The following is a 16,020-nucleotide window of genomic DNA, read 5'->3' as shown; positions in this document are numbered from 1 at the left end:
AAATATGGCCAAAAAGTGGCGTTACGGGGGATATTTGTCTTAATCAGGTATTGTTCAGTTTTCATGGTGTATAGTCATGCCACTGAAACTGAAAAGATTAATGACGATGCCAAGAACTATTGCTCTTGTTGAAGATGATGCTGCTATCAGGGAAAACTATATTGCTGCACTGCAGGCGCAGGGTTATCAGGTGAATGCCTATGCCGACAGGCCATCCGCTTCTGCAGCTTTCTCACAGGCGCTGCCTGATCTGGCTATTATTGATATTGGCCTGAAAGAAGAAATGGAAGGCGGCTTCATGTTGTGTCAGCAACTGCGACAGCTATCCCAGACCATGCCGGTCATTTTCTTTACCGCCAGAGATAACGATGTGGATACCATCAGCGGACTGCGTATGGGAGCCGACGACTATCTGACCAAAGATATCAGTATGGCGCACCTGCTTGCACGTATAGCCGCCCTGTTCAGGCGCACGGATTTATTATCCTCGCCGAAGCAACAAAGCGAACAAATTCAGCTTGGTCATTTAAGTGTAGATGTCAGCCGCATGACAGTAAGCTGGAAGAACGAGCCAGTTGCCCTGACAGTCACAGAGTTCTGGATGCTGCATGCACTGATTAAACATCCCGGGCATGTAAAAAGCCGGCAACAGCTGATGGACGAATCCCGGATGGTTGTCGACGACACCACCATTACGTCCCATATTAAACGCATGCGCAAAAAGTTTATCCAGCTGGACAGCACCTTTGATCATATCGATACGGTGTATGGCATGGGTTATCGCTGGCAGGGCTGATTGTTCGTGAACTTACGCTTTTCTATCCGCCTGCAATTGCTGGTGCTGTCGCTATTTTTGTTCACCATCCCATGGCTGGGTTACCGCTATGTGTGGGAGCTTGAGCAGTATTTGCGGACCGGGCAGGAGCAAACCATGATTGGCACAGCAAGAGCGGTGGCCACTGCCCTGCACGAACGCCCTGCTCTGTTTGACAGTCAGTCTGCCTATTTAAAAGATGTTCGCCCCGGAACAGATTTGTACGCTCCGCCCATCCCCACCCCCATTCAGCTGGATGGTAAATTCTCAGACTGGAATGCTGTCTCGGGTCTCAGTCAGCAATACGGTGAAGGTCAGGTGGTTTCCTGGTTTGGCAAAGTTGCGGATTTTCCGCCGGTCACACTGTCTTTTAATCATATGGTAGGACGCTACGGAAAATACCTGTATGCCATGTTTGATGTGCAGGATGACAGTGTTGTGTGGCGTGCATCTAACGCCCTTGCCGTCGATCAGAGCGACCATTTGCTGATCAGTGTCATTGCCGGTGACGGCGAACTGGAACGTTTTGTCATTGCACCTTACTCAGAAGGCTGGGTGAATGCGTTTAAACTGGATGATACGCCGGGGGGCTACAGAGCCACAGATAACGAATTGCGAATTCAGGGACGCTGGCAACTAACCGGTGAGGGATACGGTATTGAACTGCGCTTTCCATTGAGTATGACCACAGGCGCCCTCGCCTTTGCGTTGGTTGATGTGGACGACCTGGCCAGCCGGGAGAAACGCTATGCGGTGGGTACAGCGAATCCCAATCAGGCCGACGGCATGGGCACGGTACTGACGCCGTCGCCGGAAATTGAACGCATCCTTTCCGGACTTAAATATGCCGATTCACGGGTGTGGGTAGTCGATAACCATATGCGCGTACTGGCCAGAGCCGGCTCGATCCAGTCTGCATCAGGGTTTAAAGTAAGAAATCAGGAACAACAGGGCTATCGCTGGTGGCAGTGGCTTGAGCAGCATGTTTTGCTGCCGCTCTATTATCATATTCTGACCCGTCCGCCAGCCGGATTTGTTGATGAGTTGCAGGGCGCGTATGCGCTGGCCGGAAAAGATATTGCCTCGGCGCTGTCCGGCACACCGGATTCCTTATGGCGGCTTTCTCCTGACAGTAAAGCCGTTATTCTTTCCGCCGCTTACCCTATTTATATTGAGGAAAACGTAATGGGTGCAGTGGTGGTTGAGCAAACCACCAACGGCATCCGTACCCTGCGAAACCGTGCTCTGGAGCAACTTTTCCACGTAATCCTGGCAGTAATGCTGCTGGGCACCCTCAGTTTATTTCTGTTTGCTAACCGTATTTCTAACCGGGTGCGGACACTGAGAGACAACACTGAGGCAGTGATTGACGATAACGGAAAAATTGTCGGCAGTTTACCGGCAGTGCGCCGTGTAGATGAAATTGATGACTTGCATCAGTCCTTCGCCGGCGTGTTAAACCGTCTTCAGCAATACAATTCGTATCTGGAAAACATGGCCTCACGACTCTCCCACGAATTGCGGACGCCTATTGCCGTTGTGCGTTCATCACTGGACACCATCAGCGAAGTGAAAGATCCTTCCCAGCAGTCTGTTCTGATTGGGCGGGCGCAAAGCGGCATCACCCGGTTAAGCACCATTTTAAACAGTATGAGTGAAGCCACACGACTGGAACATGCTATCGCACAGGAAGACCCCGAACTGTTCGATGCAGCAGCTGTCGTTTCCGGCTGTATTGATGGCTACGCCCATGTTTTTTCTGAACGCACCTTCCAACTTAAAATCTCGCTGGAAGAGGCAAAATTACGGGGCTCAGGGGATTTATTCGCGCAGATGCTGGATAAAATTATCGCCAATGCGGTGGAGTTCAGTCACACCGGTGATACGATTACGGTGCACTTATGGCGGGAAGGTAAATCCGTAAAACTGTCGGTGACCAACCCGGGACCACCGTTACCCGATAACATGAACGACAACCTGTTGCAGTCGATGGTATCGGTGAGGCCGGATGAAGAACGTCACAAATCCGCTGAACACCCTCACCTTGGTTTAGGACTGTTTATTGCCAATATGATTGCCGGCTACCACAAGGGGCGCGTGCAACTGAGTAACCTGCCGGACAACACCGGGGTTTGTGTTGTGGTGCAGTTGCCTCTGGCGGGCTAGGGATTTTTTAATCATCGCCGCCAAGGTCGGGCACGTTTTTCATCAGCATAGCAGCCCTGCGGCGCGCCATATTCTGTGCATATTTACGGATGCTGACCGTATTGTCTTTCTCATCTACTATTTCAATACCGAGAAGATGCTCAAGAATATCTTCCAGCGTAACAATCCCTTCCAGACCGCCGTATTCGTCCACTACCATGAAAATGTGCACCCGCCGTGTCATGAACAAATCAAGGACATTGGCAATAGGCATACTGCTCAATACCGTTATCATATCCCGCCGGTAATCTTTCAGTTGTTTTTGCGTATTCCCTCTGGCGTAGGCCAGCAGTAAATCTGAACGCATAACAAAACCATGGATATGCTCACTGTCTTCGCCGGTATAAACCGGTATGCGGGAGAACTCCATGTGAGCATGCTTATGGAAGAAGCCTTCCACTGTCATGGTTTCTGATAAGGAGAACATCGACGTACGGTGAGTCATGGCATCCCGCACCTTCACTTCATGCATATTCAGCATGTTTTTCAGAAAGGCGGTCTCCTTTTCGGCCAGTTGTCCTTCCTGCCACGACAACTCAGCCATTGCCTGCAATTCGTTGCGGCTCAGTCCTCTTAGCGGGCTTTCTTCTTTAAACCCTTTTGTGAGCTTTTCAGAAAACCATACAAAGGGGGTTAATAACCAGGTGAGGTATTTCAGAAACCATGCCGTCGGTGTCGCCAGTGCCCGCCAGTAGGTGGCACCCAGCGTCTTTGGAATGATCTCAGAAAAGATCAGGATCAGTAAGGTTAAAATAGCACTGATGATCCCCAGATACGCGTCGCCAAACACCACGGCGGCCTGTGCACCCGCTCCCGCAGCTCCCATGGTATGGGCAATGGTATTTAATGTCAGAATGGCGGATAAGGGCTTGTTGATATCATCGGTTAATCCCCGCAGCAATTTGCCGGAAGGTGCACCTTCCTTTTCCAGCACTGAGATATAGGCAGAAGAAATACTCAGGATCACCGCCTCAGCTATTGAGCAAAGAAATGAAAAGCCCAGCGCTATTAAAATATAAACAATCAGCAGAAACATAGAGTTGCCAAACCCGTTAATTAGACGCGAAAAATAACCATAACGTATCTGCAGACAGTTTGCAGATATTCTGTTGTCCACCGGTAAAAACAAAACAGCCGGCAAGTGCCGGCTGTTTAATTTCAGTAAGGATGCATGCTTATGCTTGCTGTTTTTCCCGCTTGAATTTAGCGATAACAGACCAGGCTTCCAGCATAACCAGCACACTGACAACCAGTACCACTGCATCCAGGAATACCAGCAGGTAATTTTCCGCTGCCCAGTATTCCTGAAGCTTAATGACACCGGCAAAGAATGCCATCACCAGAACAAACGTCATCGGAATAAGCGTGTATATGGCCGGGCGGTTCATTTTGATCAACATTACCGAGATGACCAGCAATGTCAGGGACGCCAGGATTTGGTTAGTCGACCCGAACAATGGCCAGATAATCATACCGCCGGAACCGGATGCGCCACCGGCACCGAATGACAGCAGCAAACAGGTACCCACTGCAACCAACGTAGCGACAACGCCATTTTTAAGGATATTAAGGTTATAAATTTCGCCCCATTCCTGGATGATATAACGTTGTAAACGTACACCTGAGTCCATGGTAGTACCGGCAAACAGCACTACCATAACGGCCAGAATAGTGGATGAGAAATCAACCGGTAATCCCCAGCCTTGCTGGATAAGGTTTGCGCCACCGGTAATGAAAGCAGCAACACTGCCGTCGCCAAGGTGACTGTACACTTCGTGCCATTCTTCAGGGGAAGCGGCTAAGGCAACGCCACTTACTGCAACGATGGTGATAAGCGCAAGACTTCCCTCGCCTACGGCACCGAGATAACCAACGAAACGGGCATCCGTTTCTTTATTCAGCTGCTTGGAGCTGGTACCGGAAGATACAATTCCGTGGAAACCGGAAACAGCACCACAGGCAATGGTAACGAACAGCAGCGGGATAAGGCTCGGTGTATCAATAGCAGTTTGCGTATTAAACGCCGGTGCTGTGATATCCGGCATAGACATAAATACCGCTCCGTAAAGCAGCAGTAAGCCAACCAGTAACTGCATACCGTTGATAAAATCACGTGGTTGCAGCAGCATCCAGACCGGTAACAGCGATGCAATGGCAGCATAGATGAACAGAATAATGATCCAGTTGGCGTTAGCGGATAAACCAAACATGGTTTCCGGCAGCTCAAGAGGGATATAACTGCCCGCATAAACCGATGCATAAAGCACAATAATACCAACCACACACATGGGGATGAGGCTGAAATTGCGCTTAAGTAGCTGGCCAATCACCAGGGCAACAACAATCGCCATCCAGGCAGGGAAAACCGCGTTAGGCTGAGAGACAAACGACTTCGCAATCACCACGCCGAATACCGCATTTACCATCAGCAGTACCAGGAAGATGACGACCATGAAAAGCGCACGGGAGCGTTTCCCGATAACACTTTCAGACAGCGCCCCCATGGACTTCCCTTTATGGCGGTTACTCGCCCACAAAGCGCCCATATCGTGGACACCGGCGAAGAAAATGGTACCGAATACCACCCACAGCACAGCAGGAACCCAACCCCAGTATACGGCGATAGCCGGCCCGACAATGGGAGCAGCACCGGCTACGGAGGTAAAGTGGTGGCCCCATAAAACCACTTTGTTTGTGGGCACGTAATCGACTCCGTCGCGCAGTTCGTGAGCAGGCGTCACAAAACTGTCGTCGAGACGGAAAATCTTATCGGCAATGAACCTGGAGTATACAAACCATCCTAGTAGCATGCCTATGATGCCAAGGACGACGATCATTATTGACTGCATAGATTAATCCTGAGTTAGAGGGTACGTTGTTATCATTATTTAAAGTAACGAAATGTACACTGAGTTGTGAAGCTTTTTTATACAGCATTGACAGGCGTGTGACGACACATCCTGATAATTTACAAGCTGTTAAATTTTACCTGCGTACATAATGCATTACAGTTCATTCACCTGAATAAATGCAACACTGCCCGGAGAGTGCGGAAATTCTAATACGATTCGATGCGATGTCCGCCCCGGTGTTCCCGTTTTACGGCATACATCAACTCGTCAGCTTTCGCCAGTAAAGTGGTCAGTTCAGCATGCTCACGCTTCAGCAGAATGGCGCCGACGGTTGCAGAAACAGCACACGTGCCGACGCCTTCAACAGGTACCGGTACGCTGATCATATCGATAAGCAGTTTGCACTGAATGTCGATGTCATTAAGGAAGGTCCTGCCTGCCAGCAGGCCAACAACAAATTCATCTCCTCCCCAGCGACAGCATACACAGGTGGAATCGGCAAAAAATCTCGGGATCCGGCTCCCCACCGCTTCAAGCACTTTATCTCCGGCTTCATGGCCATACTCATCGTTTACCGGTTTAAATTTGTCCAGATCGATCATCATCAATACAAAGGTTTTGTCATTACCGGCAGAGGCAGAAATGAGATTTCTGAGGAAAGGTTCACCACCCCGCCGGTTATGCAAACCCGTAAGGGGATCATGTTCAGCAGCAAAACGCACCTGCTCTTCGCGCCGGATGCGCCCGGTAATATCATTAACGATAACTTCAATGAGTGCTTCACCCTCGCGATGTTGACTGATGCGTTGTTCACTGACGTAAGCAAACAGACAGTGCACCCATTTAACTTCCCCGTTCTCGTAATAGGAAAGGTCGACAGAGTCCTGTTCAGCGTTTTCTCTTTTTGAGAAGCTGGAAGCGATAGCTTCAACCTGCCCGGACTCGTTAAATTTACGACAAAATGTGTCCAGCGAACTGATATCACCCAGCATATTTCTGAACGCCGGATTTGCCTGTAGCAGACCTTTTTTCGGGGAAATCAGCGCAATACCTATCGTGGCCCTTTCAAAAAGAAGACGGAATTGCCGTTCCAGTTTCTCGGTGTCTTTGCGAAGTTGCTTTTCCTGTAAGTAGAAATGCCGCGTCGCGGATATCATTCCGTTCATCCGGCCAATCAGCTTGCCCAGTTCATCCTGCCGTTTCTTCACTACTGTGATAGTTTGCAGGTTGTCAGGGTCGGAAGGGTCAACCCGCTCAAACTCGCGACTCAGCTTCAATAATGGTCTGGACAGCATTTCGTTAGTCACTATTGCTACGGCCACAGTAATGCACAAAGCAACCAGTAACATCGATAAACTCCCCTGCATCGCGAACTCGCTTACGTTGCGCTGAATAAATTCAATGTCAGGATAAATAGAGAGCTTACCGATGGTTTGATCCTCGATAAACGGATGAATCAAAGGAATAACAACACCACCTTCCTGCGTTGTAAGCTCCCCGCTTTGGGCCAGTACTCCTTCATTAGTCGTCACCACGGCGGCCATGACCAAATCATTTCTTACCAGACCTTCGGTGATCTCTTTGGCCAGAATATCGTCTTCCACATAAACGGCGATAGCAGAAGGCTTGCGGGTACTGTCAGCAAGTTGTGCCACCAGTTGTTCAGTGATGAACATCAGAGAGTCTTCGCTCTGCTGATACACGATACTGCCACCGGCAATGGCAATAATCCCTCCGATTAGAGCGATAATAGAGGCAACCCGGATGTGTAGTCTGCGTAGAAACATTCGTGCAATCCGTTTGCGTTACGTCAAAATGTTGTACTGTATGTCAGGCTGACAACGTTGCTCATGTGGTCTCCGGATACTTGCTGATACAAACTCACTCCCCAGAGCGCATAACCGGGAACGTCAATCCAGTAATGGTCGTACTGGAATTTTATTGCTGACGACGGCGATACATCCCACCGTACTCCCACACCCACTGAGCGCTGACTTTGTGAAATCGCATTCGAAATCTCCTGGCTGGCGAACGACAGTAAACCGAGATATTGTGCTGTTTCTGCATCCGGCGCCTGTGAGAAATCAGGAACTGGCAATTGCCGGGATGATTCAGTTTCTTCTATGCCCGCGAGGGTGATGTAAGGCAGAAAGTCACCAAACCGGTAGCCAAGGCTGATATACCCGGATACATAGGGAGATAAAAGGGTCCAGGCTGAATCCATCGCGACCATTTCTGCCATGACGAGCCATTCATCGTTGTTGTACTGATACCCTAAAGACAAATACCAGATGGGCTCATTGTCCATGTGTAAATGATCATAAACTTCATCAACGCCGGGCCAGAGCACATCGGGTACTGCCAGCAGACTATCGTAAAAGCCTTCGAAATCTCCGCCGCTAATGCGGGTTCTCTCTCCCATGAAGTAGGATCCGGTTACTTTTACAAGCCAGTCGTACGCCTCGTAAGTGGTGGTAGCATTCAGAACATAGTCGTAATAAATCGTGGTAAAACTGTCGAGGGCAAACAGGTTACTTTCTGATTTACCGGCAGCAAATGTGTGCTGCCACACGCCGTCATTCGCATTATGGCGGTATTGGATCTCAGCACCGTCCACATACGACACCGATGAAGTGGGCAAATAGAAATCGACCGGCGGTCTCACCCATGGATAGGCATAGCTGACATTTCTGTATTCAGAGAGTAAATAGGCGTTGTAATTCATCCGGCCAACACGGGCAGACCAGTTCCGGTCGAACTGATAACGCAGGAAGGCCATTTCAAAATAGTTGGCAACTTCGCTGTCACCGCGGTCCTGTGCTATTGCCTGTACCACTAAGTCCAGATCGTTTGAGAAGTGATAGTTGAACTGAAACCCGACCATGGTATCGGTTAAGACATTAAAATGCTTTCTGGGCTTATTCAGATAAGAGGAACGGAACGCAAGCTCGTCGTTACTGCTGTAACTGGCGCCGACTGTCGCAAACCCGCTGAAACGCCAGTTATCGTCATCCGCGCACTGTGCCGCGGCAGAGACCAGCAACAAAGGTAAAAGGAGTAAGAGACGGATTTTATTCGAGTACAAGAACAATTTTCATCTCCTCTGAAACAGCATTCATTGGAACATAGGCAATATAGTGCTGATTGCCATTAAACAACTCACCGAGATTTGCTACCGAATTCACCTGAACCGGCGCTTTGGCTCGACCGGAAAACAGTAAACGTGACCAGTACGAGTTCACCTGACGCAGAGAACGGTTTACCAGGGTCTGATAAAACTCTCCTTTCAGATTAAGCTCAGATTTGTAATCAAGGGGAATGAGTACTTCGCCGTCAGATGTCTCGGTAAATCGCCCCATAAATAAATCGATGACTTCAGCTTTCGAAAGGGACTGTACGGCACTGTCGGAGTGAACGACGACAGCAATGGAGTTTTCAGCATTTAACGCGCTTGCATGAAAAGACGTTGTACAGAATACAACGCTGAACAGCAGCCAGATAATTGCCAAACTTTTTGTCATGAAGAAGCTGGGATTACTGAGTAACGAAGAAGATGACTTAACTATAGCCGATATGTTTTAAGTTGCTAATTTTGCGGGAGGAAAAGAAAAACAAAAAAGGCCGCTTGCGCGACCTTTTTTGGACTAGTGTGTAGTCATCAATTACTTGATGATTTTAGCTACAACACCAGCACCTACTGTACGACCACCTTCACGGATTGCGAAGCGCAGACCTTCTTCCATCGCGATTGGAGCGATCAGGTCAACGACGAATTTCAGGTTGTCACCAGGCATTACCATTTCTACGCCTTCTGGCAGCTCAACGGCACCAGTTACGTCAGTTGTACGGAAGTAGAACTGTGGACGGTAACCTTTGAAGAATGGAGTGTGACGACCGCCTTCATCTTTAGACAGTACGTATACTTCCGCTTCAAACTGAGTGTGAGGAGTGATTGAACCAGGCTTAGCCAGTACCTGACCACGCTCAACGTCATCACGCTTAGTACCACGCAGCAGAACACCAACGTTCTCACCTGCACGACCTTCGTCAAGCAGCTTACGGAACATTTCAACACCGGTACAAGTCGTTTTAGTTGTATCTCTGATACCAACGATTTCTACTTCTTCACCTACTTTAACGATACCTTGCTCAACACGACCAGTTACAACAGTACCACGGCCTGAGATTGAGAATACGTCTTCGATTGGCAGGATGAACGGCTTGTCGATAGCACGCTCTGGCTCCGGGATATAGCTATCTAAAGCTTCGCCAAGCTCAACAATTTTCGCTTCCCATTCTGCTTCACCTTCCAGGGCTTTCAGTGCAGAACCTTTGATTACTGGCAGATCGTCGCCAGGGAATTCGTATTCAGTCAGAAGTTCACGAACTTCCATCTCAACCAGTTCCAGCAGCTCTTCATCATCAACCATGTCACATTTGTTCATGAATACGATGATGTAAGGGATACCAACCTGACGACCCAGCAGGATGTGCTCACGAGTCTGTGGCATAGGGCCATCAGTCGCAGCAACTACCAGGATACCGCCGTCCATCTGAGCCGCACCAGTGATCATGTTCTTAACGTAATCAGCGTGTCCCGGGCAGTCTACGTGCGCATAGTGACGGGTAGGCGTGTCATATTCTACGTGTGAAGTAGAGATGGTGATACCACGCGCTTTTTCTTCAGGCGCGTTATCAATTTGATCGAATGCCTGAGCTGAACCACCGTAAGTCTTTGCAAGAACAGTAGTGATTGCTGCAGTCAGAGTGGTTTTACCGTGGTCAACGTGGCCGATAGTACCCACGTTTACGTGGGGTTTCGTACGTTCAAACTTTTCTTTTGCCATTTTTCTAGTATCCCAGCAAAGTTACGTTAAAAATAAAAAACAATTAATTTAAACATGAGCTGGGGAGAAATGGTGCTGATAGGCAGATTTGAACTGCCGACCTCACCCTTACCAAGGGTGCGCTCTACCAACTGAGCTATATCAGCACGGAAATTGGAGCGGGCAGCGGGAATCGAACCCGCATCATCAGCTTGGAAGGCTGAGGTAATAGCCATTATACGATGCCCGCGTTCCTAATTCTCTGGCCACCTCAATGAAAAAGTGGTGGAGGGGGCAGGATTCGAACCTGCGAAGGCTGAGCCGGCAGATTTACAGTCTGCTCCCGTTGACCGCTTGGGTACCCCTCCAGAGTTTGATGAATGGTGCCGACTGCCGGAATCGAACTGGCGACCTACTGATTACAAGTCAGTTGCTCTACCAACTGAGCTAAGTCGGCTCCTCATCAAGTGGGTGCGCATTCTAGAGTAACTTATTACTCTGTGCAAGTGTCTTTTTTATTTTTTTTCGTTTTTTTGTCGGAGCGCTTTACTCTTTCAAATCAAACGAAAAATGTTACGCAAAAAGCTGACTTCTTGCGTAGCGGGCAAGACCTTGCACCACCAAATTCGCGGAACGGATAGTATCAGTGGAATGATTTATTGCAAGCATATTTTTATCTCCACCGCCGATAATTACAGCAAAATCGGATCGTTTGCTTAGCAAATAATCAATCGCGCTTAAATAAACACCATTTAGTGCTGCATGACACCCCTGTGCAACGCACATTTCAGTAGAAGAGCCCGGTGCTAAATTTTGCGGTATTGAGTTGTCCGAGGTGACTCTTGCTGTATTTTTAACCAGAGCATCACGCATAAGATGAAAACCGGGACTTATCCAACCGCCTAAATGTTGACCATCTTCAACAAAATCACAGGTAATTGCAGTACCCATGTCGATCACACAAAACATTTTTCTGGTCATTTCCTGTGCAGCGACCATAGCCAGCCACCGGTCGACCCCCATTTTTGTGACATCTTTATAGCTGTTGCGTACCCCAAAATTTTCTTTTTCGGTAAAAATTTCCTGAATGACTCTATTTTGCGTGTCACAGAAATGGATAATTTTTTCTGAAATGTCTTTTTTACCCACATTAGATAAAAAAATATGGGAGAAATTTGTATCCGACAGCCAATTAATAAATGCATCTGCATCTGTATAAACAAGAGGCTCTGAATCTTTAACATCAGCAAGAGCAACAGATTTTATTCTGCTATTGCCGGCATCAACCAACAGAACAGCGGTATCAGATACCACGAAGGCTCACCTCACCACCATGGAAGCGGGTAATACCGTCTTCAGTTTCTACCAGCAGCGCCCCGCTCTGATCCACACCACGGTCAATACCGGAGAAACGCTTATCGCCCATTTGCAAAACAATTTTCTTGTCTGCAAATAAATCCAGAGATTCCCAGTAAGGTACAAACTTGCCGAAGCCCCGCTGAGTAAACTCAGGCAACATCTCCCGTAGTGATTCGATAACAGCAGCAGCGAGCCGGTTACGGTCGGGCACTTCACCTAAGTAGCCGGTTAAATCACTGTGGGGTTGTCCTACGTCATACTGGGTGTCGGGTACATTCACGTTCAGGCCAATACCAATGACACTGTGCGCAGTAGCGCCGATCTGGCCCTCAACCTCAATGAGAACACCGGCCAGTTTACGGCCATTCAGATAAATATCATTCGGCCACTTAAGCTGAGCATCTTCAATTTTGAATTTTCTTAACGCTTCGCAGATGGCTACCCCAACGAGAAGGGACAATCCGGCCATGCTTTGATAACCATCCGGAAAAGACCAGTACATAGACATGGTAAGACTGCCTCCCACCGGCGCAGTCCATTTACGACCATGGCGGCCCTTACCGTCTGTTTGAACTTCGGCAAGTATTACGTCACCATCAGCCAAATCGTGCCGTGCTGTTGCAATACGTTTTTTCATTTCTGTATTGGTGGACGCCAGTACCGGCTCTACCTGTATGGTCGACAACCCCGGTCTGGCCAGGTGTTTTTTGATTTGCTCTGTACTGAGCATAGGAAAGCCCTGATTCAATCTGTAACCTTTACCTTTTACTTTAAATACATCCAGGCCCCAGTCAGCAAGCTGCGAGATGTGCCCTGCCACAGCGGTTCTTGAAAGCCCTACCTGTTGAGCAATGATTTCGCCGGAATGAAATTGTCCGTCAGCCAGTACAGACAAAATGTGCTGTCGTATAATTTTCGAGGCCTGCTTCATAACGTAATTACTCCGGATTTGCCCACAAGCCTGACTTCCGGCTCCAGCTGAATATCGAATTTCTTATCTACGGCACTAATAATATCACGTGCCATCTTGATCACGTCCTCACCGGAAGCGTTTCCGGTATTGGTCAGCACCAAAGGTTGCGTGGGATGACATCGCACACCACCCGTTTCTCGGCCTTTGAATTCACATTGATCGATTAACCAGGCTGCCGGCACCTTTTTACCGCTCTCCGCAGCAAACCCCGGGACTTCACCGTATGCTTTTTTAATTTGTTCGTAACGGGCCGCGGTAATGACAGGGTTTTTAAAAAAACTACCGGCATTGCCCAACAGATCAGGATCAGGCAACTTTGCCTTTCTCACTTCAATGACTTTGTTGTAGATACTTTCCGGTGACGGGTCCTTCAGTGTTGCAAGCTCCCCGTAAGACACAATCAGCTCGTTATCTGCCGGCAGACGAAAATTAACGTAGGTGATCAGCACGTTTCCTGACAGACGGCGTTTAAACACACTGTCGCGATATCCAAATTCACATTCATTGTTGGATAACGTGTGCTGTTCACCGGTAGTGATATCAATATACTCAACAGACTCGATATATCTGCCGACCTCGAGACCATAAGCCCCGATGTTCTGTATTGGAGCTGCACCTGCAGACCCCGGAATCAGTGCCAGATTTTCTAAACCGTACCAACCATTATCTAAACAGTGAGTAACCAGGTTATGCCAGTTCTCACCGCCGGCGACACGCAACCTGTGAGTATCTTCGGAGGTATTAACTTCTATCCCCCGCATGCCATTGATAAATACCGTGCCGTCAAAATCGGATAAAAACAGGGTGTTGCTGCCTCCGCCCAAAAGATAGCTACAGGCAGACTCCCGCCAGTTCAGGAGAAACTCATCCGGCGTTGTAAAATGACAAACTGCTTTGCAATTGGCCGCGAGGTGGAAAGTGTGGTGTGATGTTAGTGTGGGCACAGTCTAATAATACTTTTTCTCTTTGCCGCAATGGTAGGCGAACTGACCAGAGAATAAAAGCATCACAGCGCGTAAAGCGGGTCAGCGACTATTGGTTTTGCAAAGGTGAACTATTTTATATCGTTATCTGGTTTATTTATTTGTCGCCAGGACTAAAGAAATGGGTAACCACGTCGTATAAATTAATGCAGGTAACGTAATCATTTTCTTTATTCTCTTCATCCTTGCCTATTTTATACAAATGAGAAATCCCCGCTCTGCGTCCTGCTTCAATATCAGACATTTTATCCCCTACCATGACGCTTTTACTGAGTGAGATATCAAATTGATCCGCGGCCTCAAGCAGCATACCCGGTTCAGGTTTCCTGCATGAGCAATCCAGCAGATATTTCCCTTCTCCATGTTTATTATGGTGCGGGCAATATTTTACGGCTTTAATATTGACCCCTTCCATCTCGAATTCACCCAGCATCCATGTAGTTAACGACATAAACGCTGTTTCGTCGTAATAGCCCCGGGCAATACCGGACTGATTTGTAACAACGATGATTTCATATCCATTTTTTCTGATGGCGCGGCAGGCGTCGAAAACTCCCGGAACAAAATCAAATGAATTTGGCGTGGAAATATAGCCGTGATCAATATTGATAACGCCATCACGGTCGAGGAAGAAGGCTTTGGCTTTCATGTTTTACTAAGTAGAAATTATTTAGAGGCAAGTGTATCACTCAGCCGGAAATGAGGTAAAAGAATTGGCCAATAAGGCAATGTGAAAAGCCGCACGAACGTGCGGCCTTAATGAGGTATGGTGTTAGTGATTAAACTAAGTTACTTACGAACGACGAAAGCGACGTAAAGCAACCAGAGACAGAGCAAACATACCTAATGTAGCTGGTGCAGGAACACTTGTAGCAGAACCCGGACCTGTACCAATTGGAACACTGGAAATACCAGTAATAGTAAACAACTGAGCAGCAGTCATTGTATCTACACAGCAAGAGGTACCTGTGAACAGACCCCAGTTGCCGTTACCTAATACGAGTGGATCGGTGAAAAACCAATCATTGTCACCGTTTGTATTACCCCAGTTACCCACATCTTCAGCCCAGCCATCTAATACACCTGAAGCTACCAAAGCGTCGTTAGAAGCAGCATCTCCACCAACATCATTCATTACGCCTGTCCAGTTAAACAGTTGCCAGCTTGCAGTATTCTGAGTGGATGCAGAAGCATCCCAGGTACCAATTCTCACTCCACCATTGTCAGAATAGGCGCTGGACTGATTACCATGCCAATGCTGACCGTACATACGGATAGTTCCATTACCCAAATCTTTCCAACCAAAAGCAACAAGGTGCGCATTTGCCTGGCCTGCCAGACAAAGAACACCAGCACAAACAACACTGATTTTTTTAATCCATGAATTCATAATGTAATCCCTTAGAAGGTTAATAGTTTTATAGACGACCCAAAACCATTTATCGTCTAATGACCTTATAGCAGAAATCACGCCAGGATCAGGATTTAAACTTTAGTCTTGGTTTTCAGCATGTTGGGCCGGAAGTAGCTATCACGTTGTTTAAATTGTAAACATATTTGACAAAAAGATAATGTTGCTCTTCAAATGATTAGAATTTACTAATACTTTACATTGAATGATTTAATTTTAAGGAGCCTACTGGCAGTCAAAACTAACAATAAAGTACCAATCATTCGTCAAAACGATAAATAATAGACAATTTATATGTAAAGTAACCTGACGAAAGGTACAGGGTAAGTTGTAGGCGGACGCAGATTTCACTCCACTCAACGTTATGATCTGATCCAAACTCTCCAATTTTGAAAAAGGAGAAACTGGATTCGTTGAAGTTCAGAAGAGATTCTGAGCAGAGAGCAGAAACGAAAAAAGCCCGCTCAGTTTGAGCGGGCTTCTTCGAATTGGGAGCCTGACGGTGTGCTACTCTCACATGGGGAGACCCCACACTACCATCGCCGCTAACGCGTTTCACTTCTGAGTTCGGAATGGATTCAGGTGGTACCACGTCGC

The 16,020-nt window shown here is 47.8% G+C and carries 13 protein-coding genes, 4 tRNA genes and 1 rRNA gene; 2 read left to right on the top strand and 16 right to left on the bottom strand.

Annotated features, from left to right (window positions below; genetic code table 11):
• The first annotated feature begins 106 nt into the window (after positions 1-106).
• Positions 107-796 (top strand): proteobacterial dedicated sortase system response regulator, encoded by a 690-nt coding sequence (gene pdsR / locus J3369_RS03235; RefSeq protein WP_119503272.1) that lies wholly within the window; start codon positions 107-109, stop codon positions 794-796.
• A 6-nt stretch (positions 797-802) separates the two neighbouring features.
• Entirely contained in the window at positions 803-2,980 is a 2,178-nt protein-coding gene (pdsS, locus tag J3369_RS03230; protein ID WP_349583750.1) for a proteobacterial dedicated sortase system histidine kinase, read from the top strand.
• Positions 2,981-2,987: 7 nt separating this feature from the next.
• Here the strand turns inward: pdsS and J3369_RS03225 are convergent, their stop codons facing one another.
• From J3369_RS03225 to rrf, 16 genes are all read right to left on the bottom strand, one after another.
• Positions 2,988-4,055: a CNNM domain-containing protein gene (locus J3369_RS03225; RefSeq protein ID WP_303573926.1), complete on the bottom strand. Its 1,068-nt coding sequence runs from the start codon at positions 4,053-4,055 to the stop codon at positions 2,988-2,990.
• 139 nt (positions 4,056-4,194) lie between these two features.
• Positions 4,195-5,868 (bottom strand): carbon starvation CstA family protein, encoded by a 1,674-nt coding sequence (locus J3369_RS03220; RefSeq protein ID WP_119499905.1) that lies wholly within the window; start codon positions 5,866-5,868, stop codon positions 4,195-4,197.
• Between the two features lie 209 nt (positions 5,869-6,077).
• A complete protein-coding gene (locus J3369_RS03215) occupies positions 6,078-7,658 on the bottom strand; it encodes a sensor domain-containing diguanylate cyclase (RefSeq protein WP_303573927.1) in 1,581 nt (526 codons plus the stop codon).
• A gap of 23 nt (positions 7,659-7,681) precedes the next feature.
• On the bottom strand, positions 7,682-8,956 hold the full coding sequence (locus tag J3369_RS03210; RefSeq protein ID WP_349583745.1) for a hypothetical protein: 1,275 nt from the start codon (positions 8,954-8,956) through the stop codon (positions 7,682-7,684).
• On the bottom strand, positions 8,943-9,392 hold the full coding sequence (locus J3369_RS03205; RefSeq protein ID WP_303573929.1) for a hypothetical protein: 450 nt from the start codon (positions 9,390-9,392) through the stop codon (positions 8,943-8,945). The genes J3369_RS03210 and J3369_RS03205 overlap by 14 nt, the downstream gene beginning before the upstream one ends.
• A gap of 141 nt (positions 9,393-9,533) precedes the next feature.
• On the bottom strand, positions 9,534-10,718 hold the full coding sequence (tuf, locus tag J3369_RS03200) for an elongation factor Tu (protein WP_349583742.1): 1,185 nt from the start codon (positions 10,716-10,718) through the stop codon (positions 9,534-9,536).
• 70 nt (positions 10,719-10,788) lie between these two features.
• A tRNA-Thr gene (locus tag J3369_RS03195) sits at positions 10,789-10,864 on the bottom strand.
• 8 nt (positions 10,865-10,872) lie between these two features.
• Positions 10,873-10,947 (bottom strand) — tRNA-Gly (locus J3369_RS03190).
• A 33-nt stretch (positions 10,948-10,980) separates the two neighbouring features.
• A tRNA-Tyr gene (locus tag J3369_RS03185) sits at positions 10,981-11,065 on the bottom strand.
• A 13-nt stretch (positions 11,066-11,078) separates the two neighbouring features.
• Positions 11,079-11,154 (bottom strand) — tRNA-Thr (locus J3369_RS03180).
• 116 nt (positions 11,155-11,270) lie between these two features.
• On the bottom strand, positions 11,271-12,011 hold the full coding sequence (locus tag J3369_RS03175; protein ID WP_303575690.1) for a type III pantothenate kinase: 741 nt from the start codon (positions 12,009-12,011) through the stop codon (positions 11,271-11,273).
• Positions 12,001-12,987, bottom strand: a complete 987-nt coding sequence (gene birA / locus J3369_RS03170) for a bifunctional biotin--[acetyl-CoA-carboxylase] ligase/biotin operon repressor BirA (protein ID WP_303575691.1) — start codon at positions 12,985-12,987, stop codon at positions 12,001-12,003. Before birA ends, J3369_RS03175 begins: the two co-directional genes overlap by 11 nt.
• The gene (gene murB / locus J3369_RS03165; protein WP_349583738.1) at positions 12,984-13,973 is read right to left on the bottom strand and encodes a UDP-N-acetylmuramate dehydrogenase; all 990 of its coding nucleotides are present in this window, start codon (positions 13,971-13,973) and stop codon (positions 12,984-12,986) included. The genes birA and murB overlap by 4 nt, the downstream gene beginning before the upstream one ends.
• A gap of 136 nt (positions 13,974-14,109) precedes the next feature.
• Positions 14,110-14,661 carry a D-glycero-beta-D-manno-heptose 1,7-bisphosphate 7-phosphatase gene (gene gmhB / locus J3369_RS03160; RefSeq protein ID WP_349583735.1) on the bottom strand — a complete coding sequence of 184 codons (552 nt, stop codon included), beginning with the start codon at positions 14,659-14,661 and terminating at the stop codon, positions 14,110-14,112.
• A 144-nt stretch (positions 14,662-14,805) separates the two neighbouring features.
• The gene (locus J3369_RS03155; protein WP_303575694.1) at positions 14,806-15,402 is read right to left on the bottom strand and encodes a PEP-CTERM sorting domain-containing protein; all 597 of its coding nucleotides are present in this window, start codon (positions 15,400-15,402) and stop codon (positions 14,806-14,808) included.
• Positions 15,403-15,917: 515 nt separating this feature from the next.
• Positions 15,918-16,020, bottom strand: a 5S ribosomal RNA gene (rrf, locus tag J3369_RS03150); the annotation flags it as partial.

The organism is Alteromonas sp. NFXS44 (genome assembly GCF_040148705.1).
Taxonomy (GTDB): Bacteria; Pseudomonadota; Gammaproteobacteria; order Enterobacterales; family Alteromonadaceae; genus Alteromonas.
This window is presented reverse-complemented; position numbering and strand designations above follow the sequence as displayed.

Coding starts and splice junctions, on each gene's coding strand:
- tuf (WP_349583742.1), bottom strand. CDS start 10,718: ATGGCAAAAGAAAAGTTTGAACGTACGAAACCCCACGTAAACGTGGGT.
- J3369_RS03205 (WP_303573929.1), bottom strand. CDS start 9,392: ATGACAAAAAGTTTGGCAATTATCTGGCTGCTGTTCAGCGTTGTATTC.
- J3369_RS03215 (WP_303573927.1), bottom strand. CDS start 7,658: ATGTTTCTACGCAGACTACACATCCGGGTTGCCTCTATTATCGCTCTA.
- pdsR (WP_119503272.1), top strand. CDS start 107: ATGCCAAGAACTATTGCTCTTGTTGAAGATGATGCTGCTATCAGGGAA.
- J3369_RS03220 (WP_119499905.1), bottom strand. CDS start 5,868: ATGCAGTCAATAATGATCGTCGTCCTTGGCATCATAGGCATGCTACTA.
- J3369_RS03225 (WP_303573926.1), bottom strand. CDS start 4,055: ATGTTTCTGCTGATTGTTTATATTTTAATAGCGCTGGGCTTTTCATTT.
- gmhB (WP_349583735.1), bottom strand. CDS start 14,661: ATGAAAGCCAAAGCCTTCTTCCTCGACCGTGATGGCGTTATCAATATT.
- birA (WP_303575691.1), bottom strand. CDS start 12,987: ATGAAGCAGGCCTCGAAAATTATACGACAGCACATTTTGTCTGTACTG.
- J3369_RS03155 (WP_303575694.1), bottom strand. CDS start 15,402: ATGAATTCATGGATTAAAAAAATCAGTGTTGTTTGTGCTGGTGTTCTT.